At 72.2% G+C, this 16,664-nt stretch carries 14 protein-coding genes; 7 read left to right on the top strand and 7 right to left on the bottom strand.

Features of this window, described 5'->3' with window-relative positions:
• Positions 1-29: 29 nt before the first annotated feature.
• Positions 30-1,226 (bottom strand): glycosyltransferase, encoded by a 1,197-nt coding sequence (locus NR112_RS20105; RefSeq protein ID WP_256796071.1) that lies wholly within the window; start codon positions 1,224-1,226, stop codon positions 30-32.
• Positions 1,227-1,427: 201 nt separating this feature from the next.
• Here NR112_RS20105 and NR112_RS20100 point away from each other — a divergent pair, with 201 nt between their 5' ends.
• Positions 1,428-3,482, top strand: coding sequence for a PhoX family phosphatase (locus NR112_RS20100; RefSeq protein WP_256796070.1), 2,055 nt, complete (start codon positions 1,428-1,430; stop codon positions 3,480-3,482).
• A 76-nt stretch (positions 3,483-3,558) separates the two neighbouring features.
• On the opposite strand, the gene NR112_RS23035 is transcribed toward NR112_RS20100, so the two are convergent.
• From NR112_RS23035 to NR112_RS20080, 4 genes are all read right to left on the bottom strand, one after another.
• A complete protein-coding gene (locus tag NR112_RS23035; RefSeq protein WP_256796069.1) occupies positions 3,559-5,781 on the bottom strand; it encodes an FG-GAP-like repeat-containing protein in 2,223 nt (740 codons plus the stop codon).
• A gap of 177 nt (positions 5,782-5,958) precedes the next feature.
• Positions 5,959-7,446, bottom strand: a complete 1,488-nt coding sequence (locus tag NR112_RS20090; protein ID WP_256796068.1) for an FG-GAP-like repeat-containing protein — start codon at positions 7,444-7,446, stop codon at positions 5,959-5,961.
• Positions 7,447-7,483: 37 nt separating this feature from the next.
• Positions 7,484-8,023, bottom strand: a complete 540-nt coding sequence (locus tag NR112_RS20085) for a hypothetical protein (RefSeq protein WP_256796067.1) — start codon at positions 8,021-8,023, stop codon at positions 7,484-7,486.
• A gap of 204 nt (positions 8,024-8,227) precedes the next feature.
• On the bottom strand, positions 8,228-9,154 hold the full coding sequence (locus NR112_RS20080; protein WP_256796066.1) for a DNA-3-methyladenine glycosylase 2 family protein: 927 nt from the start codon (positions 9,152-9,154) through the stop codon (positions 8,228-8,230).
• Positions 9,155-9,279: 125 nt separating this feature from the next.
• On the opposite strand from NR112_RS20080, the gene NR112_RS20075 reads away from it, so the two are divergent.
• Complete coding sequence (locus NR112_RS20075; protein WP_256796065.1) at positions 9,280-10,023, top strand: DUF3105 domain-containing protein; 744 nt, start codon at positions 9,280-9,282, stop codon at positions 10,021-10,023.
• Positions 10,024-10,099: 76 nt separating this feature from the next.
• On the top strand, positions 10,100-10,534 hold the full coding sequence (locus tag NR112_RS20070; protein ID WP_256796064.1) for a nitroreductase family deazaflavin-dependent oxidoreductase: 435 nt from the start codon (positions 10,100-10,102) through the stop codon (positions 10,532-10,534).
• Positions 10,535-10,567: 33 nt separating this feature from the next.
• Here NR112_RS20070 and NR112_RS20065 read toward each other — a convergent pair whose 3' ends face one another.
• Positions 10,568-11,530, bottom strand: a complete 963-nt coding sequence (locus NR112_RS20065) for a lysylphosphatidylglycerol synthase domain-containing protein (RefSeq protein WP_256796063.1) — start codon at positions 11,528-11,530, stop codon at positions 10,568-10,570.
• 33 nt (positions 11,531-11,563) lie between these two features.
• Entirely contained in the window at positions 11,564-13,579 is a 2,016-nt protein-coding gene (locus NR112_RS20060; protein WP_256796062.1) for a glycosyltransferase family 4 protein, read from the bottom strand.
• 98 nt (positions 13,580-13,677) lie between these two features.
• Here NR112_RS20060 and NR112_RS20055 point away from each other — a divergent pair, with 98 nt between their 5' ends.
• Genes NR112_RS20055 through NR112_RS20040 form a run of 4 tightly spaced genes read left to right on the top strand, consistent with a single transcriptional unit; the run spans position 13,678 to position 16,661 of the window.
• A complete protein-coding gene (locus tag NR112_RS20055; protein WP_256796061.1) occupies positions 13,678-14,364 on the top strand; it encodes a glycosyltransferase family 2 protein in 687 nt (228 codons plus the stop codon).
• Complete coding sequence (locus NR112_RS20050) at positions 14,361-14,789, top strand: DUF2304 domain-containing protein (RefSeq protein ID WP_256796060.1); 429 nt, start codon at positions 14,361-14,363, stop codon at positions 14,787-14,789. The genes NR112_RS20055 and NR112_RS20050 overlap by 4 nt, the downstream gene beginning before the upstream one ends.
• A complete protein-coding gene (locus NR112_RS20045) occupies positions 14,779-15,933 on the top strand; it encodes an LCP family protein (protein WP_256796059.1) in 1,155 nt (384 codons plus the stop codon). The genes NR112_RS20050 and NR112_RS20045 overlap by 11 nt, the downstream gene beginning before the upstream one ends.
• A complete protein-coding gene (locus tag NR112_RS20040; RefSeq protein WP_256796058.1) occupies positions 15,933-16,661 on the top strand; it encodes a TIGR03089 family protein in 729 nt (242 codons plus the stop codon). The genes NR112_RS20045 and NR112_RS20040 overlap by 1 nt, the downstream gene beginning before the upstream one ends.
• Positions 16,662-16,664 lie beyond the last annotated feature (3 nt).

Genomic DNA, 16,664 nt, shown 5'->3' with positions numbered 1-16,664 from the left:
GGACCAGGGCCGGGCCAGGACGGGCCCAGTCAGCCACCGACGGCGATGGCCTCGACCGTGCCGACCATCTCCGACGCGTCCGGGAGCGCCGCGATCTCGTCGGCCAGCGCGGCGGCCCTGGAACGGATGTCGGTGTCGGCGAGGACCCGGGTGAGGGCGCCGGACAGCTCGGCCATCGCACCGTGGCGACCTGCGAGGCGAACGCCCGCCCCGACCTCCTCGATGCGCCGGGCGTTGACCTCCTGGTCGAAGGCGAAGAGGGGCACGAGCACCTGCGGCACCCCGGCGACGAGGGCGGACATCATCGTGCCGAACCCACCGTGACCGACCACCGCCGACGCGAGCGGCATGACGTCGTCCTGCGGCCACCACCGCTCGACGTGAGCGTTGTCCGGCCACGGCCGCAGGCTCTCGGGGTCGCCCGCGTGCCCGGTCGTGAGGAACACCCTCACCGGCAGGTCGGCGAGCGCGTCGAGCGCGAGCTCGAAGACGGAGCTCAGCGCGTCGAAGCCTGCCGTCACCGACCCGAACGTCACGTAGACGAGAGGGAGGTCGGGGTCGCCCCAACCGGTCGGTAGCGTCCCCGAGCCGGAGCGGGCCGCACCGTCGCGATACCGGGTGACCCTCGTGACGTCTTGAGCGCCAACGCCGCTCGCGCCCGGCAGGTGGTCCGGAACGTCGAGACTCGGAGGGACCTGTGACAGGACGGCCGCCGACGACATGGCCGCCGCGCACGACCCGTGGTCGAGGCCCGCGACGACGTCGAGCTCTCCCAGCGGGTCGACGAGCGCCTGCCCGGCCCATCGCTGGAGGCTCCCGAGCCCGATCGCCATCTCGACGTGCGGCACACCCGACCGCACCGCGGCCGCGAGGGACCCGAACTCGCACGGCTCGCGCAGCACGACGTCCGGGGCCCACGCGTCGACGAGCTCCTGCACCCGCGGCCGCGCGGCCTGTGCGTCGAGCCGACCGAAGACGTCCCGGACCACGGTCGCGTTGGCCTCCTCGGGGCTCATCGACGGCAGCCGCGCGAAGACCGCGCCCATGACCTCCTGCGCTACGTCGTCGAACGGCACGTGCTCGAGTCCCGCGTGCTCCACGTGGTTCGCGAAGGACTCCGGGGCGGCGACCCGCACCTCGTGCCCCGCCTCGACGCACGCCCGGGCCACCGGGACCATGGGGCCGAAGTGCCCCGTGCCCGCCGTCGTCGCGAAGAGCATCCGCATGTCGACCAGCGTCCCACCCACGGCGACGCGCGACGAGCGGTTCCGGGCGGCATACGCCCTGACACGGGGACACGCGGAGTTCACCGGATGGCCACCGCAACAGCACCCGCACGCTCCCCCTGCGCTCCTAACGTCACAGGCGGTTCCCAGCCGCGTCGACCAGAGGGGCGCGGCGGACTCACTCGCCGAAGGAGCACCCGCGTGACCCCCAAGCTTCTCCCCCTGATCGCCACGCCGCGTCACGGCTCACGCAGCCGCATGACGTGCCACTACCGCTGCAACGACGCCTGCGACGCCCCCGTCCCCAACGAGAGCGCCAACCCCGCGATGCGCGACCTCGTCGAGGGAGCTCTCGCCCGCCGGTCCCTCCTCAAGGGCGGCGCCATCGGCGCCGGCACACTCGTCGTCGGCAGCCTCGCGACCGCCACGCCCGCCGCGGCCGCCGGCACCAGCCCCGGGGCCGGCCGGAGCCGCACCACGCGGGACGTCGGCCGCGCCGCCTTCACGCCCGTCGCGCCCAACCGGGCCGACGCCGTGACGAACGCCCCCGAGTTCACCCACAACGTCGTCATCCGCTGGGGCGACCCGGTCGAGGCCGGGGCGCCCCGGTTCGACGCGCACGCCCAGACGCCCGAGGCCCAGGCACGGCAGTTCGGCTACAACAACGACTACGTCGGCGTGCTGCCCTTGGACGGCCGACGGGCCCTGCTCGTCACGAACCACGAGTACACCGACGAGAACCTGATGTTCCCGGCGGGCGAGTACGACGACGCGACGATCAAGAAGATCGCGATGGCCGCTCACGGCATGGCCGTCGTCACGATCGAGCGCGGCCGCGCCCAGGGATCCTGGATCCGCGCCGACCACCGGCGCGCCCCCCACAACCGCCGCATCACCGTGCACACCGAGTTCGCCTTCCTCGGCCCGGCCGCTGGCCACGAGCTGCTTCGCACGGCCGCGGATCCGACGGGGACCCACGTCAACGGCACCTTCGGCAACTGCGCCGGCGGCACGACCCCGTGGGGCACCGTGCTGTCCGGCGAGGAGAACTTCAACGGCTACTTCGACGCCAGCGGCGCCGTCGACCCGGCGAACGCCACGTCGTTCAAACGCTACGGCCTCGCCACCGCAGCCGTGACGAACCGCGGCTGGTCGAGCGTCGACGAGCGTTTCGACCTCAGCAAGCACCCGCACGAGGCCTACCGCTTCGGCTGGGTCGTCGAGGTCGACCCCTTCGAGCCCGGCTCGACGCCGGTCAAGCAGACGATGCTCGGCCGTTTCAAGCACGAGGGCGCCAACGTCACGATCTCCGACTCCGGGCACGCCGTGGCCTACATGGGTGACGACGAGCGCGGCGACTACCTCTACAAGTTCGTCTCGGCAGACCGCTTCCGCAAGGGCGAGTCGCGCGCTGCCCGCGCGCACAACAAGACCCTCCTGACCAAGGGCACCCTCTACGTCGCGAAGTTCGTCGGTGACGGCACCGGTGACGGCGAGTTCGACGGCGCGGGCACGTGGGTCGCGCTCACCTCGGACACCCGGTCCTACGTCCCGGGCATGAGCGTCGCCGAGGTGCTCGTCAACACCCGGCTCGCCGCCGACACCGTCGGTCCGACGAAGATGGACCGTCCCGAGGACGTCGAGCCCAACCCCGTCAACGGCAAGATCTACGCCGCCCTGACGAACAACTCGGACCGCGGCGTGAAGTACCCGACCGACGAGACGAACCCGCTCGCCTCGAGCATGGTCCGTGCGAGCCTGGACGCGCCGCTCACGAGCAAGTCGGGCAACCGCAACGGCTACGTCCTCGAGCTCACCGAGCTCGGGAACGACCACACCGCGACGGCGTTCACGTGGGACCTCTTCCTCGTCTGCGGTGACCCCGCAGCGCCGGAGACGTACTTCGCGGGCTACGACACGTCGAAGGTCAGCCCGATCAGCTGCCCCGACAACGTCGCCTTCGACGCCGTCGGCAACCTCTGGATCTCGACCGACGGCAACGTCCTCGGCTCCAACGACGGCCTCTTCAGGGTGCCGGTCTCCGGACCCGAGCGCGGCCGCGTCGAGCAGTTCCTCACCGTGCCGTTCGGCGCCGAGACGTGCGGTCCGCTCGTGACCGAGGACCAGCGATCGGTCTTCGTCGCCGTGCAGCACCCCGGCGAGACGGACGGCGCGACCTTCGAGACGCCGTCGAGCACGTGGCCGCACACCGACGGCTTCCCGCGCCCCAGCGTGATCGTCTCCTACCGCCGCTGACCGAGCGCCACGACGCACGAAGGCCCGGCACCGTCAGGGGGTGCCGGGCCGCCGTGCGTCCCGAGGGGTATGCCGGTCAGGAGGTCAGCGTGAACGATCCCCAGCCGGTGCCGACGCTGTAGACGTCACCGGGCGAGAAGACGCCGTCGCCACGGATCTCGAAGCTGACGAGCTCGCCGGCCGTGGTGCGCACCCACAGCATCGGGCGGTGCCAGGTGACCTCGGTCATCGTCATCGCGTTGAACTGCCCGAAGCCCGAGCCGATCTGGCGGCGGGCCAGGAAGCCGCCCGTGCCGTTGCCCGGGTAGACGAACAGTCGGCCGGCCGAGTCGCGTGTCATGAGGTCGGCGCGGTTGTCGAAGTCGATGTCGCCGGGTCCGATGACGGTGAGGCCACCCCAGCCGGTTCCGAGCTTGACGCGGGCAGCGAGGGTGCCGCGACCCGTCCCCGGGTAGAGCCAGAGGGTGCCGGCACCGTCGCGCGCGACGATGTCGGCGCGGCCGTCACCGTTCCAGTCGCCGGGGGCCACGAGCGTGTAGCTGTTCCAGCCGGTGCCGAGCGCGGTCCGCGCGAGGAAGCCGCCGGTCGGCTTGCCGCGGTAGAGCCAGAGCGCACCGTTGGCGTCGCGACCGACGAGGTCGGCCTGGTCGTCGCCGGTGAGGTCACCCGCGGCGAGGACCGCCGTGTAGCTCTTCCAGCCGGACCCGATCTGGACGCGTCCGCTCAGCTCGTTGCCGGTGTTGCGGTAGGCGAAGAGGTTGCCGCTCGCGTCGCGGGCGACGATGTCGTGGTGCGCCTCGGCCGTGAAGTCCGACGTGCCCTTGCTCTGCGGCTGGCGCACGTCCCAGCCGTTGATGAAGGTGTCCTCGAACTCGAGGCCGACCGCCGTGATCTCGTCGTCGAGCGCGTTGGCGGGGTCGACGTAGTGGACCGCCATCGAGTAGCTCGTCGGGTCGGCGACGTCGGGCGTGTCCCGCTCGACGTAGAGCGTGCCGTCCGGCGTCAGTCGCGGGGAGATGAAGAAGTCCGTCGTCGAGGTGCGCACGTCCGAGACCGCGCCGCTCGTGGCCTTGCGGCGCAGCGCGCTCGAGGAGTCGTCGCTCGCGGTCCAGGCGAAGAGGATCGTGCCGTCCGGGGCGACGTCGGCGGTGTAGCCGCCGGCTGTGCCGCTGAGCGGCGTGACGGCGCCCGTCGCCTTCGTCACGACCGCGAGTCCCGGCGTCGGTACGCCGAAGGTGGACACGACGAGGCTGGCGCCGTCGGGACGCCACGAGGGCTCGCCGACGCGCGTGGACGGGCTGAGCACGGTCTTGGTGTGGGCGCCGAAGACGTCGACGAAACCGAGTCCGAGCGACTGCCCCGTGGCGGCCGCGTAGCGGGTGTAGGCGATCGTCTGCCCGTCGGGAGAGAAGTCGGGGTCTGCCGGGAACGCGCTCGTGCCGAGGTCGACCGTGAAGACGAGCGCCGAGTTCGACGAGCGGCGCACCTCCAGGACGGCCCGCCCGGCGGCGTCGTCGATGACCTTGGTGGCGGCGTAGAGGCGCCCGTCGGTCGAGTAGCGCGGGCTCTGGTACTCGTTGGCGACCGCGCGGCTGCCGACGCTGAACATCCCCTGCTGGAAGATGCCGGTCGTGCCCGCGACCACGGCGTCGGGGTCACCGGCACCGTCGCGGGTCCACATGCCGTACATGAACTCGGTCGTGCAGTCGAAGGCGGGGTCGGTGCCGTTCTTGGCCAGCAGCCGGTACTGGTACGAGACGTTCTCGTTGACCGTCGTGTCGTTGACCTTGAGCGTCGTGCCCGAACCGGTGGCGATGGTGCGCCACGAGCCGTACTCGCGCTGGCGCTGGAGCGTCAGGGCGCCGTTGATCGGCGACGTGGCCCGCACGACGGTGCGGTCCACCATCGGGTTGACGTCGATGGCGCCCTCGGCGCACGTGCCTGCCACGGCCTGCGGCGCCGCCTGGGTCGACAGCAAGGGCGAGCCCCCGTCGACCGTGGCCGACGACAGGGAGAGCGAGCCGAGCGTCCTCGCGGCGGCGCGTCCGGAGACGGCCGAACGCGGGGCCGTCTTGCGGCCCTGGACGGAGTCGACGGCCTTCCGGGCGCTCGGGGCGACCGTGCCGGACGGTGCCTTGGCGCCGCCGGAGATGACGAGACCGGTGCGTCCGCGCAGGTCGAGACCGTGCGAGCCCTGCGTCGGCCCCGCACTCGCCGGGACGGCGAGGGCGATGGGGCCGAGCAAGGCCGCTGCCGCCCCGAGGGTGAGGGCGCGAGCCCCCAGGTGATGACGAGCCACGTGGCTGCCTTTCGTGAGGTGTGGAGGCCGCGTCCCCGAGCGGCCGACCGGAGCCTGGAGGACACGGGCGACATGTGGTGTCGTGTCGGCACAGAACTGCACGTTCCCGCACCCGTGGCCGGGCGGCCGAGCCCGAGTATGCCGTCCAGCGGGCCTGAGCTGCCCCGCTCGAGGGGCTCAGGACGCCAGAAGCATGCCGTTCCATCCGTAACCGTGAGGGGTGCGGGTGTTGGAGATGATCGCGCCGTCCCCTCCGATGTCCCACGAGATCAGCTGGCCCGACGACGTGCGCACCCAGAGGTCCGCCCTGCCGTTGGTGATCTCACTCGCGAGCATCGCGGTGAACGAGCCCCAACCGGTGCCGAGCTGCCGGCGTGAGAGGAATCCGGTGGCGCCGTTACCGGGGTACAGCCACAGCACGCCGGCCCGGTCCCTCGCGATGAGGTCGGCGCGGGCGTCGAAGTCGATATCACCGCTGGCCACGAGGGCGGTCATTCCGCCCCAGCCGCTGCCCATCCTCGTGCGCACCGAGATCCCGCCGCGTCCGTTGCCCGGGTAGAGCCACAAGGTCCCGGCACCGTCCCGAGCGACGAGGTCGGCGTTGTCGTCGCCGTTCCAGTCCCCCACCCCGAGGATGGTGTAACCGTTCCATCCGGAGCCGAGGCCGGTGCGGGCCGCGAGCTTCCCAGACGCGAGTCCGCGATACAGCCAGAGCCGTCCCGACCCGTCGCGGGCGACGACGTCCGCGCGGCCGTCCCTCGTCAGGTCGCCGGCTGCCACCACCGCGTTCATGCCCTGCCATCCGCTGGCGACGAGGACCCGACCGGCCACCCGTCCGCCGTCGGCGGCGTACGCCCACAGGTTGCCGGACCCGTCTCGGGCCACGAGGTCGTCGTTGCCGTTGCCCGTGAACTGTGCCGTCCCCGGACTGGGGACCTGACGCATGTCGTAGCCGTAGAAGGCGCGGCCGAGTGACTGCCAGCCTTGGACCGGCGTCCAGCCGTCCGAGGCGGCGCCCGCCGGGGAGACGCTGACCACCTCGAAGTACGACTGTGCCGGGTCCGACTCGGAGGGGGTGTCTGTCCCGACGTAGATGGTGCCGTCCGGTGTCTGGCGCGGCCTTGAGTAGACAACCGTCGTCGAGGAACGGACGGTGCTCGCGGTGCCGTTGGCGACGCGCTTGCGCAGCAGGCTGGCGGCTCCGGACGAGCTGATGAACCAGATCGTCCCGTCGGGCGCCACCTCCGGCGAGTAGCCGCCGGACGTTCCGTTGATGGGGGTGGACTTCGTGCAGGTCACGCAGACGACGGACAACCCCTCGGCGGTGTCGAACGCCGTGACGACGAGGCTGGTCCCGTCCGCCCGCCATGCCGGCTCGGCGACGGGGACGTCGAAGGTGAGGACGCGCGTGGTGTGGGCGCCGAGGACGTCGACGAGCCCGAGGCCCAGCGGCTCACCGGTAGCGGCGTCGTAGCGCGTGTAGGCCAGCGTCTGACCGTCGGGCGAGAAGGCGCTGTCGGCAGGCGCGACGTCGGGGCCGAGGTCGACCGTGAAGACCACGGCCCGGGTCCGGGCCCGACGCACCTCGATCACGCTCCGACCGGTCTCGGGGTTCACGATGGTGGCCGCGAGCAGCCGACCGTCCGGTGAGTAGCTGGGCGTCATCCAGATCCCGCTCGCGATCTGGTCGCCGGCCCACTCCTCAGGAGCCTGCTGGAAGAGACCCCCCTTCGCCGGCCAGAACGGCGTCGGCCATGCCCCATCCGTCGCTGCTCGACGCGCTCGTGAAGCTCGCGTCCTGGCACGACCTCTGCACCGCGCCCGAGGCGGCATAGGCGATCCACCTGTACGTGAAGTCCGCACGGGGGTTGATCGACATGTCCCCCAGCCGACCCTGCTCCCCGACGATCGTCCCGACAGTCCGCCATGTGCCCTCGTTACGCTGGCGCTGCACGACGATCCTCGCCGCTCCCGGGAAGGACGCGCGCGCGATGGCACGGTCGGCCAACGGGATGCTCGAGCCGGTCATCGTGTCGCACGTGCTCGCGTTCGCCTCCAGGACTGCCGAGGGCTTCGGCGACGACGCGGGCGTACGGCCCCCGTCGATCGAGGAGCCCGGCGCATCCCGTACATCGAGTTGCGCCAGGGCCTTTCCGGCCCCGCCGCGCCGATCGTGCACCGGGTCGGACCCGTGGCCGGGATGGGCCTGCGCGGGTGCCAGACCCACTGCCAGCACGGCCACGACGAGAGTGGAGACGAGGGCGGACGCCCGGACATGGCGACGGATCAAGGCGGCGCCCCTTCTGTGCTGACGACGCGCTGACCACGTGCTGGTGAGGTGCCCGCGGTCCAGCGGGTCCGGCCTAGGGCCGACGCGGACTCTATGACACGGGCGGTGAGAGAGTGCCGGGACCGGCGAAATACAGGCCCCGGGAACCGACCGGCCTCAGGACGTGCGCGTCGGCAGGTGCGTGCGCGGCGCCATCCGCGGCCCGCGCCGCGGCCGGTGGTGCCCCGCGAGGCCGAGCAGGTGCTGGACGCGGTAGCGGTGCCCGCGGTAGGGCTCGAGCAGCTCGGCGAGGCCGTCGTCGTCCACCGGGGTACCGGTCAGCGCCCAGCCGATGTCCTTGGCGACGTGGTAGTCGCCGAAGGACACGGAGTCCGGGTCGCCCAGCGCTCGCTGCGCGACCTCGGCGGTCGTCCACACCCCGACGCCCGGCAGGGCCCGCAGGCGACGGTGCGCCTCCGCGACGGACACGGACGCCCCCTGCTCGAGCCGGCCGGCGTACCCCGCCGCCCGCACGACGGTGCGCGAGCGCGCCCCGTCGACGGACGCCTGCAGCCACGCCCAGGACGGGACCGCCGCCCATCCGGCTGCGGTCGGCGGGGCCATGAGCCCGGGGAAGGGTCCGGGGGCCGGCTCGCCGAAGCGACGCACGAGCACGCGGTAGCCCGCGAACGCTTCCTGGCCCGTCACCTTCTGCTCGATCACCGCCGGAGCGAGCGCATCGAAGACGAGGCCCGAGCGCGGGACCCGCCAGTGGGAGAAGCGTCGCCATGCCTCGGCGACGAGGGCGTGGTGCGGCTCGAAGCCCGAGGGGTCGTCGTCGTCGCCGAGGAGACCCGGCACGGCGTCGAGCAGCCACGCAGCCCCGGGACCCCAGGCCCGGGCCTGCACCTCGGTGTCCCCGGGGCGGCACACGAGGTGGAGGGTGCCGGCGCCCTCGGGCGTCTGCGCCGCCCGCGTCACCGTGCCGTCGCGTCCGAAGCGGGAGGTCGGGTCACCCGAGCCCCGGCGGAAGACACCGAGCTGGGCGCGCAGCGCGATCTCGCGGTCGCTGCGCCACAGGCGAGTCAGGGCTTCGGGCACCACAACATCCTCGCCTACACTCGGCACCGTCGCCGCACGGGTTGACCCCTCCGTCGACGAGCGACTCACACCCCCCGCCCCACCGGCCTCACCGGCCGCCGCCGACAGACCGACAGGAACGAGGAACGATGGCCCGCGAGACGAGCCGAGACCGCCGCGAGCGCGTCGCCGAGATGCAGGCCGCCCAGAAAAAGGCCGAGCGCCGTCGCCTCTTCGTCGTGATCGGTGCCTGCGTGGCCGTCATCGCCATCATCGGCGCGGCCGTCGCGTGGGCGATCATCGGTGAGCAGAACAAGAAGGACGAGGCGCTCCAGAACATCAGCGGTGACGTCGCCGCCGCGTCGTGCGACCCCATCACCAACGACCCCGCGAGCGGCTCGAGCGAGCACGTCGGCCCGGGCACCAACCAGCCGGACGTCACGAAGATCACGTACTCCACGGTCCCGCCGTCGAGTGGCAAGCACTTCGCGGTGCCGGCCGTCGACGGACGCCGCGTCTACACCGTCGCGGACGCCCCGCAGATCGAGACGTTGGTGCACAACCTCGAGCACGGCTACACGATCCTCTGGTACGACCGCTCCGTCGAGAAGGACCAGGCGGCCACGTTCCAGGCCCTGTCGACCAAGGTCAACGCCATGAAGGAGTCGGCCAACAAGTTCCTCATCAGCCCGTGGGACCCGGCCTACGGCGCGTTCCCCGCGGGCAAGAAGTACGCCCTGTCCCACTGGGCCGCCGAGGTCGACCAGGCCACCGGCAAGGTCGGCGCGCAGATGGGTCACCGTCAGCTGTGCGGAGGACTCAACACGACGGTCGTCGAAGACTTCGTCAAGAAGTACCCGTGGAGCTCCGCCCCGGAGCCCGGCGCCGCCTGAGCCCTCCCCCGTCCGCCTCCCAGCCCCCGGTGACCACCGGGGGCTGGTCGCGTGAGCGGCGGGTTACCCTGCCGTCATGACGATCACCGGCGCGTACGTCCCCAGCCCCAGCGAGTGGGTCCGCAAGCAGGTCGAGACGATCGAGAGCACGGGCACGACCGACTCGGTCGACATCATGGGCCTGCCCGTGGTCATGCTGACGATGCGCGGCGCGAAGACCTCGGCGATCCGCAAGGTGCCGCTCATGCGCGTCGAGCACGACGGGTCGTTCGCCGCGGTGGCGAGCCAGGGCGGGGCCCCGACGCACCCGAAGTGGTACCACAACCTCCTGGCCCACCCCGACATCGACCTCCAGGCCGGCACCGAGACGTTCCCCGTGCACGCGCGCGAGCTCGAGGGCGAGGAGCGCGAGCAGTGGTGGCAGCGGTGCGTCGCGGCCTACCCGCCCTACGCGCAGTACCAGACGAAGACCGACCGCCTCATCCCCGTCTTCGTGCTCGAGCGCCGCTGAGCGTCTGCGCACGAGGCGTCGGACCGCGAAAGGTCAGACGCTGACGTCGCTCTTGGCGGCGGCGTGCCGCTCGGTGATCAGGTGGTGCGAGCGGGCGTAGAGCCACCCGCCGAGCGCCGCGACGACGTCGACGATCGTGACGATGAACCGCGACATGATCGCGACGGCGGCCGCGGCGGGAGTCGGCATCGCCGTGGAGAGGATGAGGGTGAGCAGTCCCTCGCGGGCACCCAGCCCGGCCGGCAGGACGATCGTCAGCATGCCCAGGGAGACCGACAGGGCGTAGCCCGTCATCGCGGCGGTCGTCAGGTCGGGGTGGGGTGAGGCGTCGCCGGCGATCGCTCGGGCCAGCAGCAGGGTGTGCACGCCGAACGCGACCCACACGAGCACGAAGATGACGACGGCCCGCATGACGGCGCCCGCCGACAGCTCCTGCTCGAGGGGTTCGCGCTTGATGGTGCGCAGCATCTTGGCGATGATCGCGTTGAGCAGCTTGGGCACGCAGAGCACGACGAGGATCGGGATGCCGAGGAGCAGCCACCAGTCGAAGCCCGACTCGGTGCTCGTGAGCAGGAACGACGCCGCCGGGAGCCCGACGAGCAGGCCCGTGAGCAGGGCCAGGCCGAGCGCGAGCAGGCCGGTCACGGCGGTGCGCCGGCGGGGCACCTTGAGGTGGCTCGCGATGTCGGCCTGGACCAGCACAGACCACAGCGAGCCGGGGAGGTACTTGCCGAGCTGGCCGACGAAGTAGACGCCGGAGGCGGGTGCGAGGTGCAGGTCGGAGCCGAGGTCGCGCAGCAGCGTCTTCCACCCGATCATCGTCAGCCACGTGCCGACGGCGGCCGCCAGGGTCGACCACAGGAACGTCGTCCACGAAACCTTGTCGAGGTGCACGGACACGTCGGCCCAGTTGTGGACGACTGCGTAGGTGACGGCTGCGAGCGTGATGAGCGCGATGGCCACGCGCAGGACGGTGAGGATCTTCTTACGGGTCATGTCGCACCCATCATCGCAGTGTCACCCGGGTGCTCAGCGCCGTCTCAGCGTGAGACGCACGAGGCCGTATGCCGCGTCGTCGGCCCGGGCGCGTGACGCGGCCTCACGCATCCGGGCGTTGACGTCGCCGTCGAGGTCGCCGACGAGCACGAAGCCGAGGTCGTGGGCGCGGGCCAGGATGCCACGCACGTCGGCAGGCCCGACGGCCCCCTCGGCCGCCCGCGGGCCGATCGGGACGGTGACGACGAGGAGGCCTCCCGAGCGGAGCGCCCACGAAGCCTGCTCGAGCACGTGGTCGACGTCGTCGGCGTCGCAGCCATGCGGGTGGATGCGGACGATGACGTCGAGGGACCCGGTGTCGACGTCGAGCGCCGCGACGCTCGGGTGCGACCCGGTGAAGTCGATCTCGACGGGGGCGAAGCCGACCGCGCGGGCCCACCGGGACAGGAGGGAGCGCGTGCCGCCCTCGTCGACGATGACCGCGCTGCGACGACCGTCGTCGCGCACGCGGAGGATCGCCGCGAGGCTGCCGAGCGCCGCCCATGCCGAGACGCTGTCGAGCGAGCGCGGCAGGCCGAGGATGCGTGAGAGCCGACGGGCGTCGTCGGCCTCGTCGGGCTCACCCAGCACGTCGGTCGCGAGGACCCACTCGGGCAGGTCGTCGGGGCGCAGGGAGACGAGCGGACGCCGTGCCTCGACGGCCCGGCTTGCGGTGCGACGGGCGCGGCCGGCGAGACTGCTGGCGCCGCGACCCAGGACGCGGCGGGCGTGCGGGAGCAGGCCCTGCTCCGCCGGCCCGTCCTCGGCCGTGGGATCGAGGTCGTCGAGATCGTCAGCGTCGCCGGGGTCGTGAGCGGGCACTCCGGGCTCGTCGGCGGGGAGGTCCGGGTCGCCGAGCAGCACGCTCTCGTCGACGGACAGCGCCTCGAGCGTTCCGAGGTAGTTCGCCCACGGTCCCGACAGGTCCGGGGTCTGCACTCCCTCGGCGAGGCGGCGGCGGACCTCGGGGTCGCCGAGACGACGCAAGGCACCCGCGAGCGCCCGCTCGTCCTCCGGCGGGACGAGGATCCCGTTGACGCCGTCTGCCACCTGCTGGGAGAAGGGGGCGATGTCGGAGGCGAGGACGGGCAGGCCGTGGGCGTGGCCGAGGATGACGTTCTGCGAGGCCGTTGCCGAGCGGTAGGGCAGCGCGAGGACGTCGTGGTCGGCGAGGAGCGAGGCGAGCGCGTCGGCGGGGACGTAGCCGTCACGGATCTCGACCCGCCCGGCGAGCGCCGGGTCCGAGGCGAGGCGCCTGATGACGCCGCGGTTCGTGCCCCAGATCTCTCCGGCGATCGTGAGGGTCACCTCGGGCACGGTCCGCATGGCGCGCAGGAGCACGTCGATGCCCTTGTACTCGCGGATCAGGCCGAGGGCGAGCAGGCGGGTGGGCCCGGGCCGCGGTCCACGGTGGACCGGGTCGCCCCCGGGGAGGTGGGGCGGGAGGTCGGCCACCGAGACTCGTCGGGCCCCCAGCTCGTGGGCCACCGTGGCCTGGTCGGTGCTGTGCACGAGCACGGAGTCGACGCGTGAGAAGAGCACCGACATGAGGCGGGCGTCCCCCGGGCGCGGCTCGTGCGGCAGGACGTGGTGGCAGACGACGACCGACTGCGGGCGCGGACCGGCGCCGCCCGGCGTGGCCCCGGCGGCCCGCAGCAGGGCCAGGTGGGCCGGCACGACGGCAGGCATGACGTGGACGACGAGGATCGCGTCGACGTCGCGCAGCCTCCGGCCGGCTCGGACCCACGTGTCGGGCCGCGCCCAGCTGAGGGCCCGGATCGTCCGCGGGAACGGAGGCACCTCGGGCACCCCGTCGGGGACGGAGGCATCGGCGTGGTTCAGCTTCGAGGGGTAGAGGTGTGCCCACGACACGAGGGTGACGTCGTGCCCGGCGTCCGCAAGGTGGTGGGCGAGCATCGTCGTGTGCGCCGCGACGCCGCCCTTGTGGGGGTGGGTCGGGCCGACGATCGCGATGCGGAGCGCGGCCGAGCCCGTCGAGTCGTCCGTCATGGTGTCCCGACTCTAGTTCCCGCCCCGTGCTCCCGAGCGTGCTGCCGCTCGCGCCTCGCGTGTCGGTCAGGGCACCGGCTTCGCTCTACGCTGGGCGCATGCAGAACGAGGACGTGTGGCTGGTCGTGCCGCTCTACGACGAGGCAGCCGTCATCGCCGACGTCGTGCGAGAGGCCCGCGCCGTCTTCCCCAACATCGTGTGCGTCGACGACGGGTCGCACGACGCGTCGGCCGACCGGGCCGAGCAGGCCGGTGCGGCCGTCGTGCGCCACCCGGTGAACCTCGGGCAGGGCGCGGCCCTGCAGACCGGCTTCGACTATGCGCTGGGCGACCCGGCCATGCGCTACGTCGTCACCTACGACGCCGACGGCCAGCACCAGGTCCACGACGTCGAGGTCATGGTGGACCGCATCCGGCAGGGCGACGTGCGTGTCGTCTTCGGCTCACGCTTCCTCGACGAGCGCACCGAGGCCTCGGCGTCCAAGCGGCTCGTGCTGCGAGCCGCTGTCGCCTACACCAACTTCACGACGGGCACCCGCCTCACGGACGCGCACAACGGCCTGCGCGTCCTGCACCGCGACGTCGTGCAGCGCCTCGACATCACCCACAACCGGATGGCGCACGCCTCCGAGATCGTCTCCCAGATCGGCTCGATGCGCTTCGACGGCGCGAAGGTCGCCTACACGGAGGAGCCCGTGCACATCCTCTACACCGACTACTCCAAGGCCAAGGGCCAGTCGCTCTGGAACGCCGTCAACATCCTCGCGGAGCTGATCTGGCGATGAGTCGACAGAGTGTCGTCCAGATCCTGCTCATCGCGGCCGTCCTCGCCATCGCCTGGCGACTGCTCATCGGCTCCGGCCAGCGCACCCAGGCCCTGCGCCGACTGGGGCTGCTCTTCCTCCTCGGCATCGTCATCTACTCGATCATCGACCCGAGCAAGACGTGGACCAACCTCGCCAAGGCGCTGGGGATCGGACGTGGCGCCGACCTCATCCTCTATGGGCTGGTCGTGGCCTTCCTCGGCTTCGTCGTCACGACGTACAAGCGCTTCCGTGAGATGGAGACGCGCTACACCCGCCTCGCGCGCCGCATCGCGCTCGACGAGGCGAGGTCCGCCGCCGAGCACGTGAGGTCGACAGGAACGGCTGTCACACTGTCCGGCGAGCTCCCCCCGTCCCCGAGCGTGAAGGCAGCCGATGCCGACTGATCCGAGCACTCCGCGTCGTTCCGGCCAGGACGACGCCTACGTCGTCGACACCCGTCGTCGCCCCAAGCGGCCCGCAGGCGGGGTGGTCACCCCCTCGCGTGCCGACGAGAGGGACGCCGGACCGGACACCCCGACGCGGGAACCCCGCTACCGCTGGCGCCGCGGGCGCATCGCCCTCGTCGTGCTGCTCGTGCTGCTCCTGGCCTGGATCGGCTTCATGGTCTGGGTGCCGATGCAGGCGTGGGGGGCCGTCAACAAGGTCGACAACGTTCCCGACGGCCAGCGGCCCACCGACACGTCGGGCTACAACTACCTCCTCGTGGGCTCCGACAGCCGTGAGGGACTGACCAAGGAGCAGCGCAAGAAGTACGCGACGGGCAACGCGGCCGGGAACCGCACCGACACGATCATGCTCGTCCACGTCTCCGAGAGCGGCGGCAAGCCGGTGATGGTCTCGCTGCCCCGCGACTCCTACGTGCCCATCCCGGGACACGGCTCCAACAAGATCAACGCCGCGTACTCCATCGGCGGACCCAAGCTGCTCACCGAGACCGTCGAGCAGGTCACCGGCATCCACGTCGACGGCTACGTCGAGATCGGGCTGGGCGGCTTCGCCGCCGTCGTCGACAGCGTCGGCGGGGTCGACCTCTGCGTGCCGCGCAACATGAAGGACAAGAAGGCCGGTATCGACCTCCAGAAGGGCTGCCAGACGCTCGACGGTGGCAACGCCCTCGGCTACGTCCGCTCCCGCTACGAGGACCCGCTGGGCGACATCGGGCGCGCCGCCCGGCAGCGCCAGTTCCTCGGGGCGCTCATGAAGAAGGCGGCGACGCCCTCGACCGTGCTCCTCCCCTGGCGCTACAAGAGCTTCGCCGACGCCTCCGCCGCGGGCCTCGCCGTCGGCCAGGACACGGGGATCACGGACGCCGTCCGGGTGCTCCAGGCGATGCGGGCCGTCAGCAACGACGAGGGCCTCTCCCTGTCCGTGCCGACCTCCGACCTCGCCTACCGCACGAGCGCCGGCGCCCTCGCCGTCAAGTGGGACACCGAGCGCGCCAAGGCGCTCTTCAAGGCCCTCAAGGACGACGAGCCGCTGACCGAGCCCCCGGCCGGCACCACGGTCGAAGGAGCGAAGAACAGCTGATGGGCGACCTGCTGCCGGCCGACGTGCTCGCGCGGATGGTCGCCTCGGACCCGGGTCGACCGCGCCTGACGTGGTACGACGACGAGCCGGGACCCACCGCGGGCGAGCGCATCGAGCTCAGCGCACGCGTCCTCGCCAACTGGGTCGCCAAGGCTGCGAACCTCCTCCAGGACGACGCCGCGGCAGGCCCCGGCACCACGGTCGGCCTCGACCTCCCGGCGCACTGGCGCTCGCTCTACTGGGCCCTCGCGACGTGGTCGGTCGGCGCGACGGTCGTCGTCGGTGACGCGGCCACCGGGGCCGACGTGCTCGTCACCGGCTCCCCCGCTGCCGCCGCCGGCCACGGAGGTGACGCCGTGCTCGTCTCGCTGCCGGCCCTGGCCCGTCGGCACCCCGAGGCCGACGAGGCGGGTGGCGCAGTCGACGAGGCCCGCGAGCTGGCCACCCACGGCGACGTCTTCTCGCCGATGTCGGACCCCGAGCCGGGCGACGTCGCCCTGGCCGCGGACGGCGTCGACACGGCATACGGCGCCGTCGTCGTGCCTGACGTCGGGTGGGGCACGTCGCCCCGCGTCGTGCTCGCCGGGACCCTCGAGCCGGTGCTGCGCCGAGCGCTCGCGGCGTGGGCGGTCGACGGGTCGGTCGTGCTCGTACGCGGTCAGCGCGACGACCTCGCGGACCGCTTCGCCTCGGAGGGTGTCACCGTCGACGCCCGCGAGAGTGCCTGAGCG

The organism is Terrabacter sp. Ter38, assembly GCF_024519435.1.
In the GTDB taxonomy this organism is placed as follows: domain Bacteria; phylum Actinomycetota; class Actinomycetes; order Actinomycetales; family Dermatophilaceae; genus Terrabacter.
This window is presented reverse-complemented; position numbering and strand designations above follow the sequence as displayed.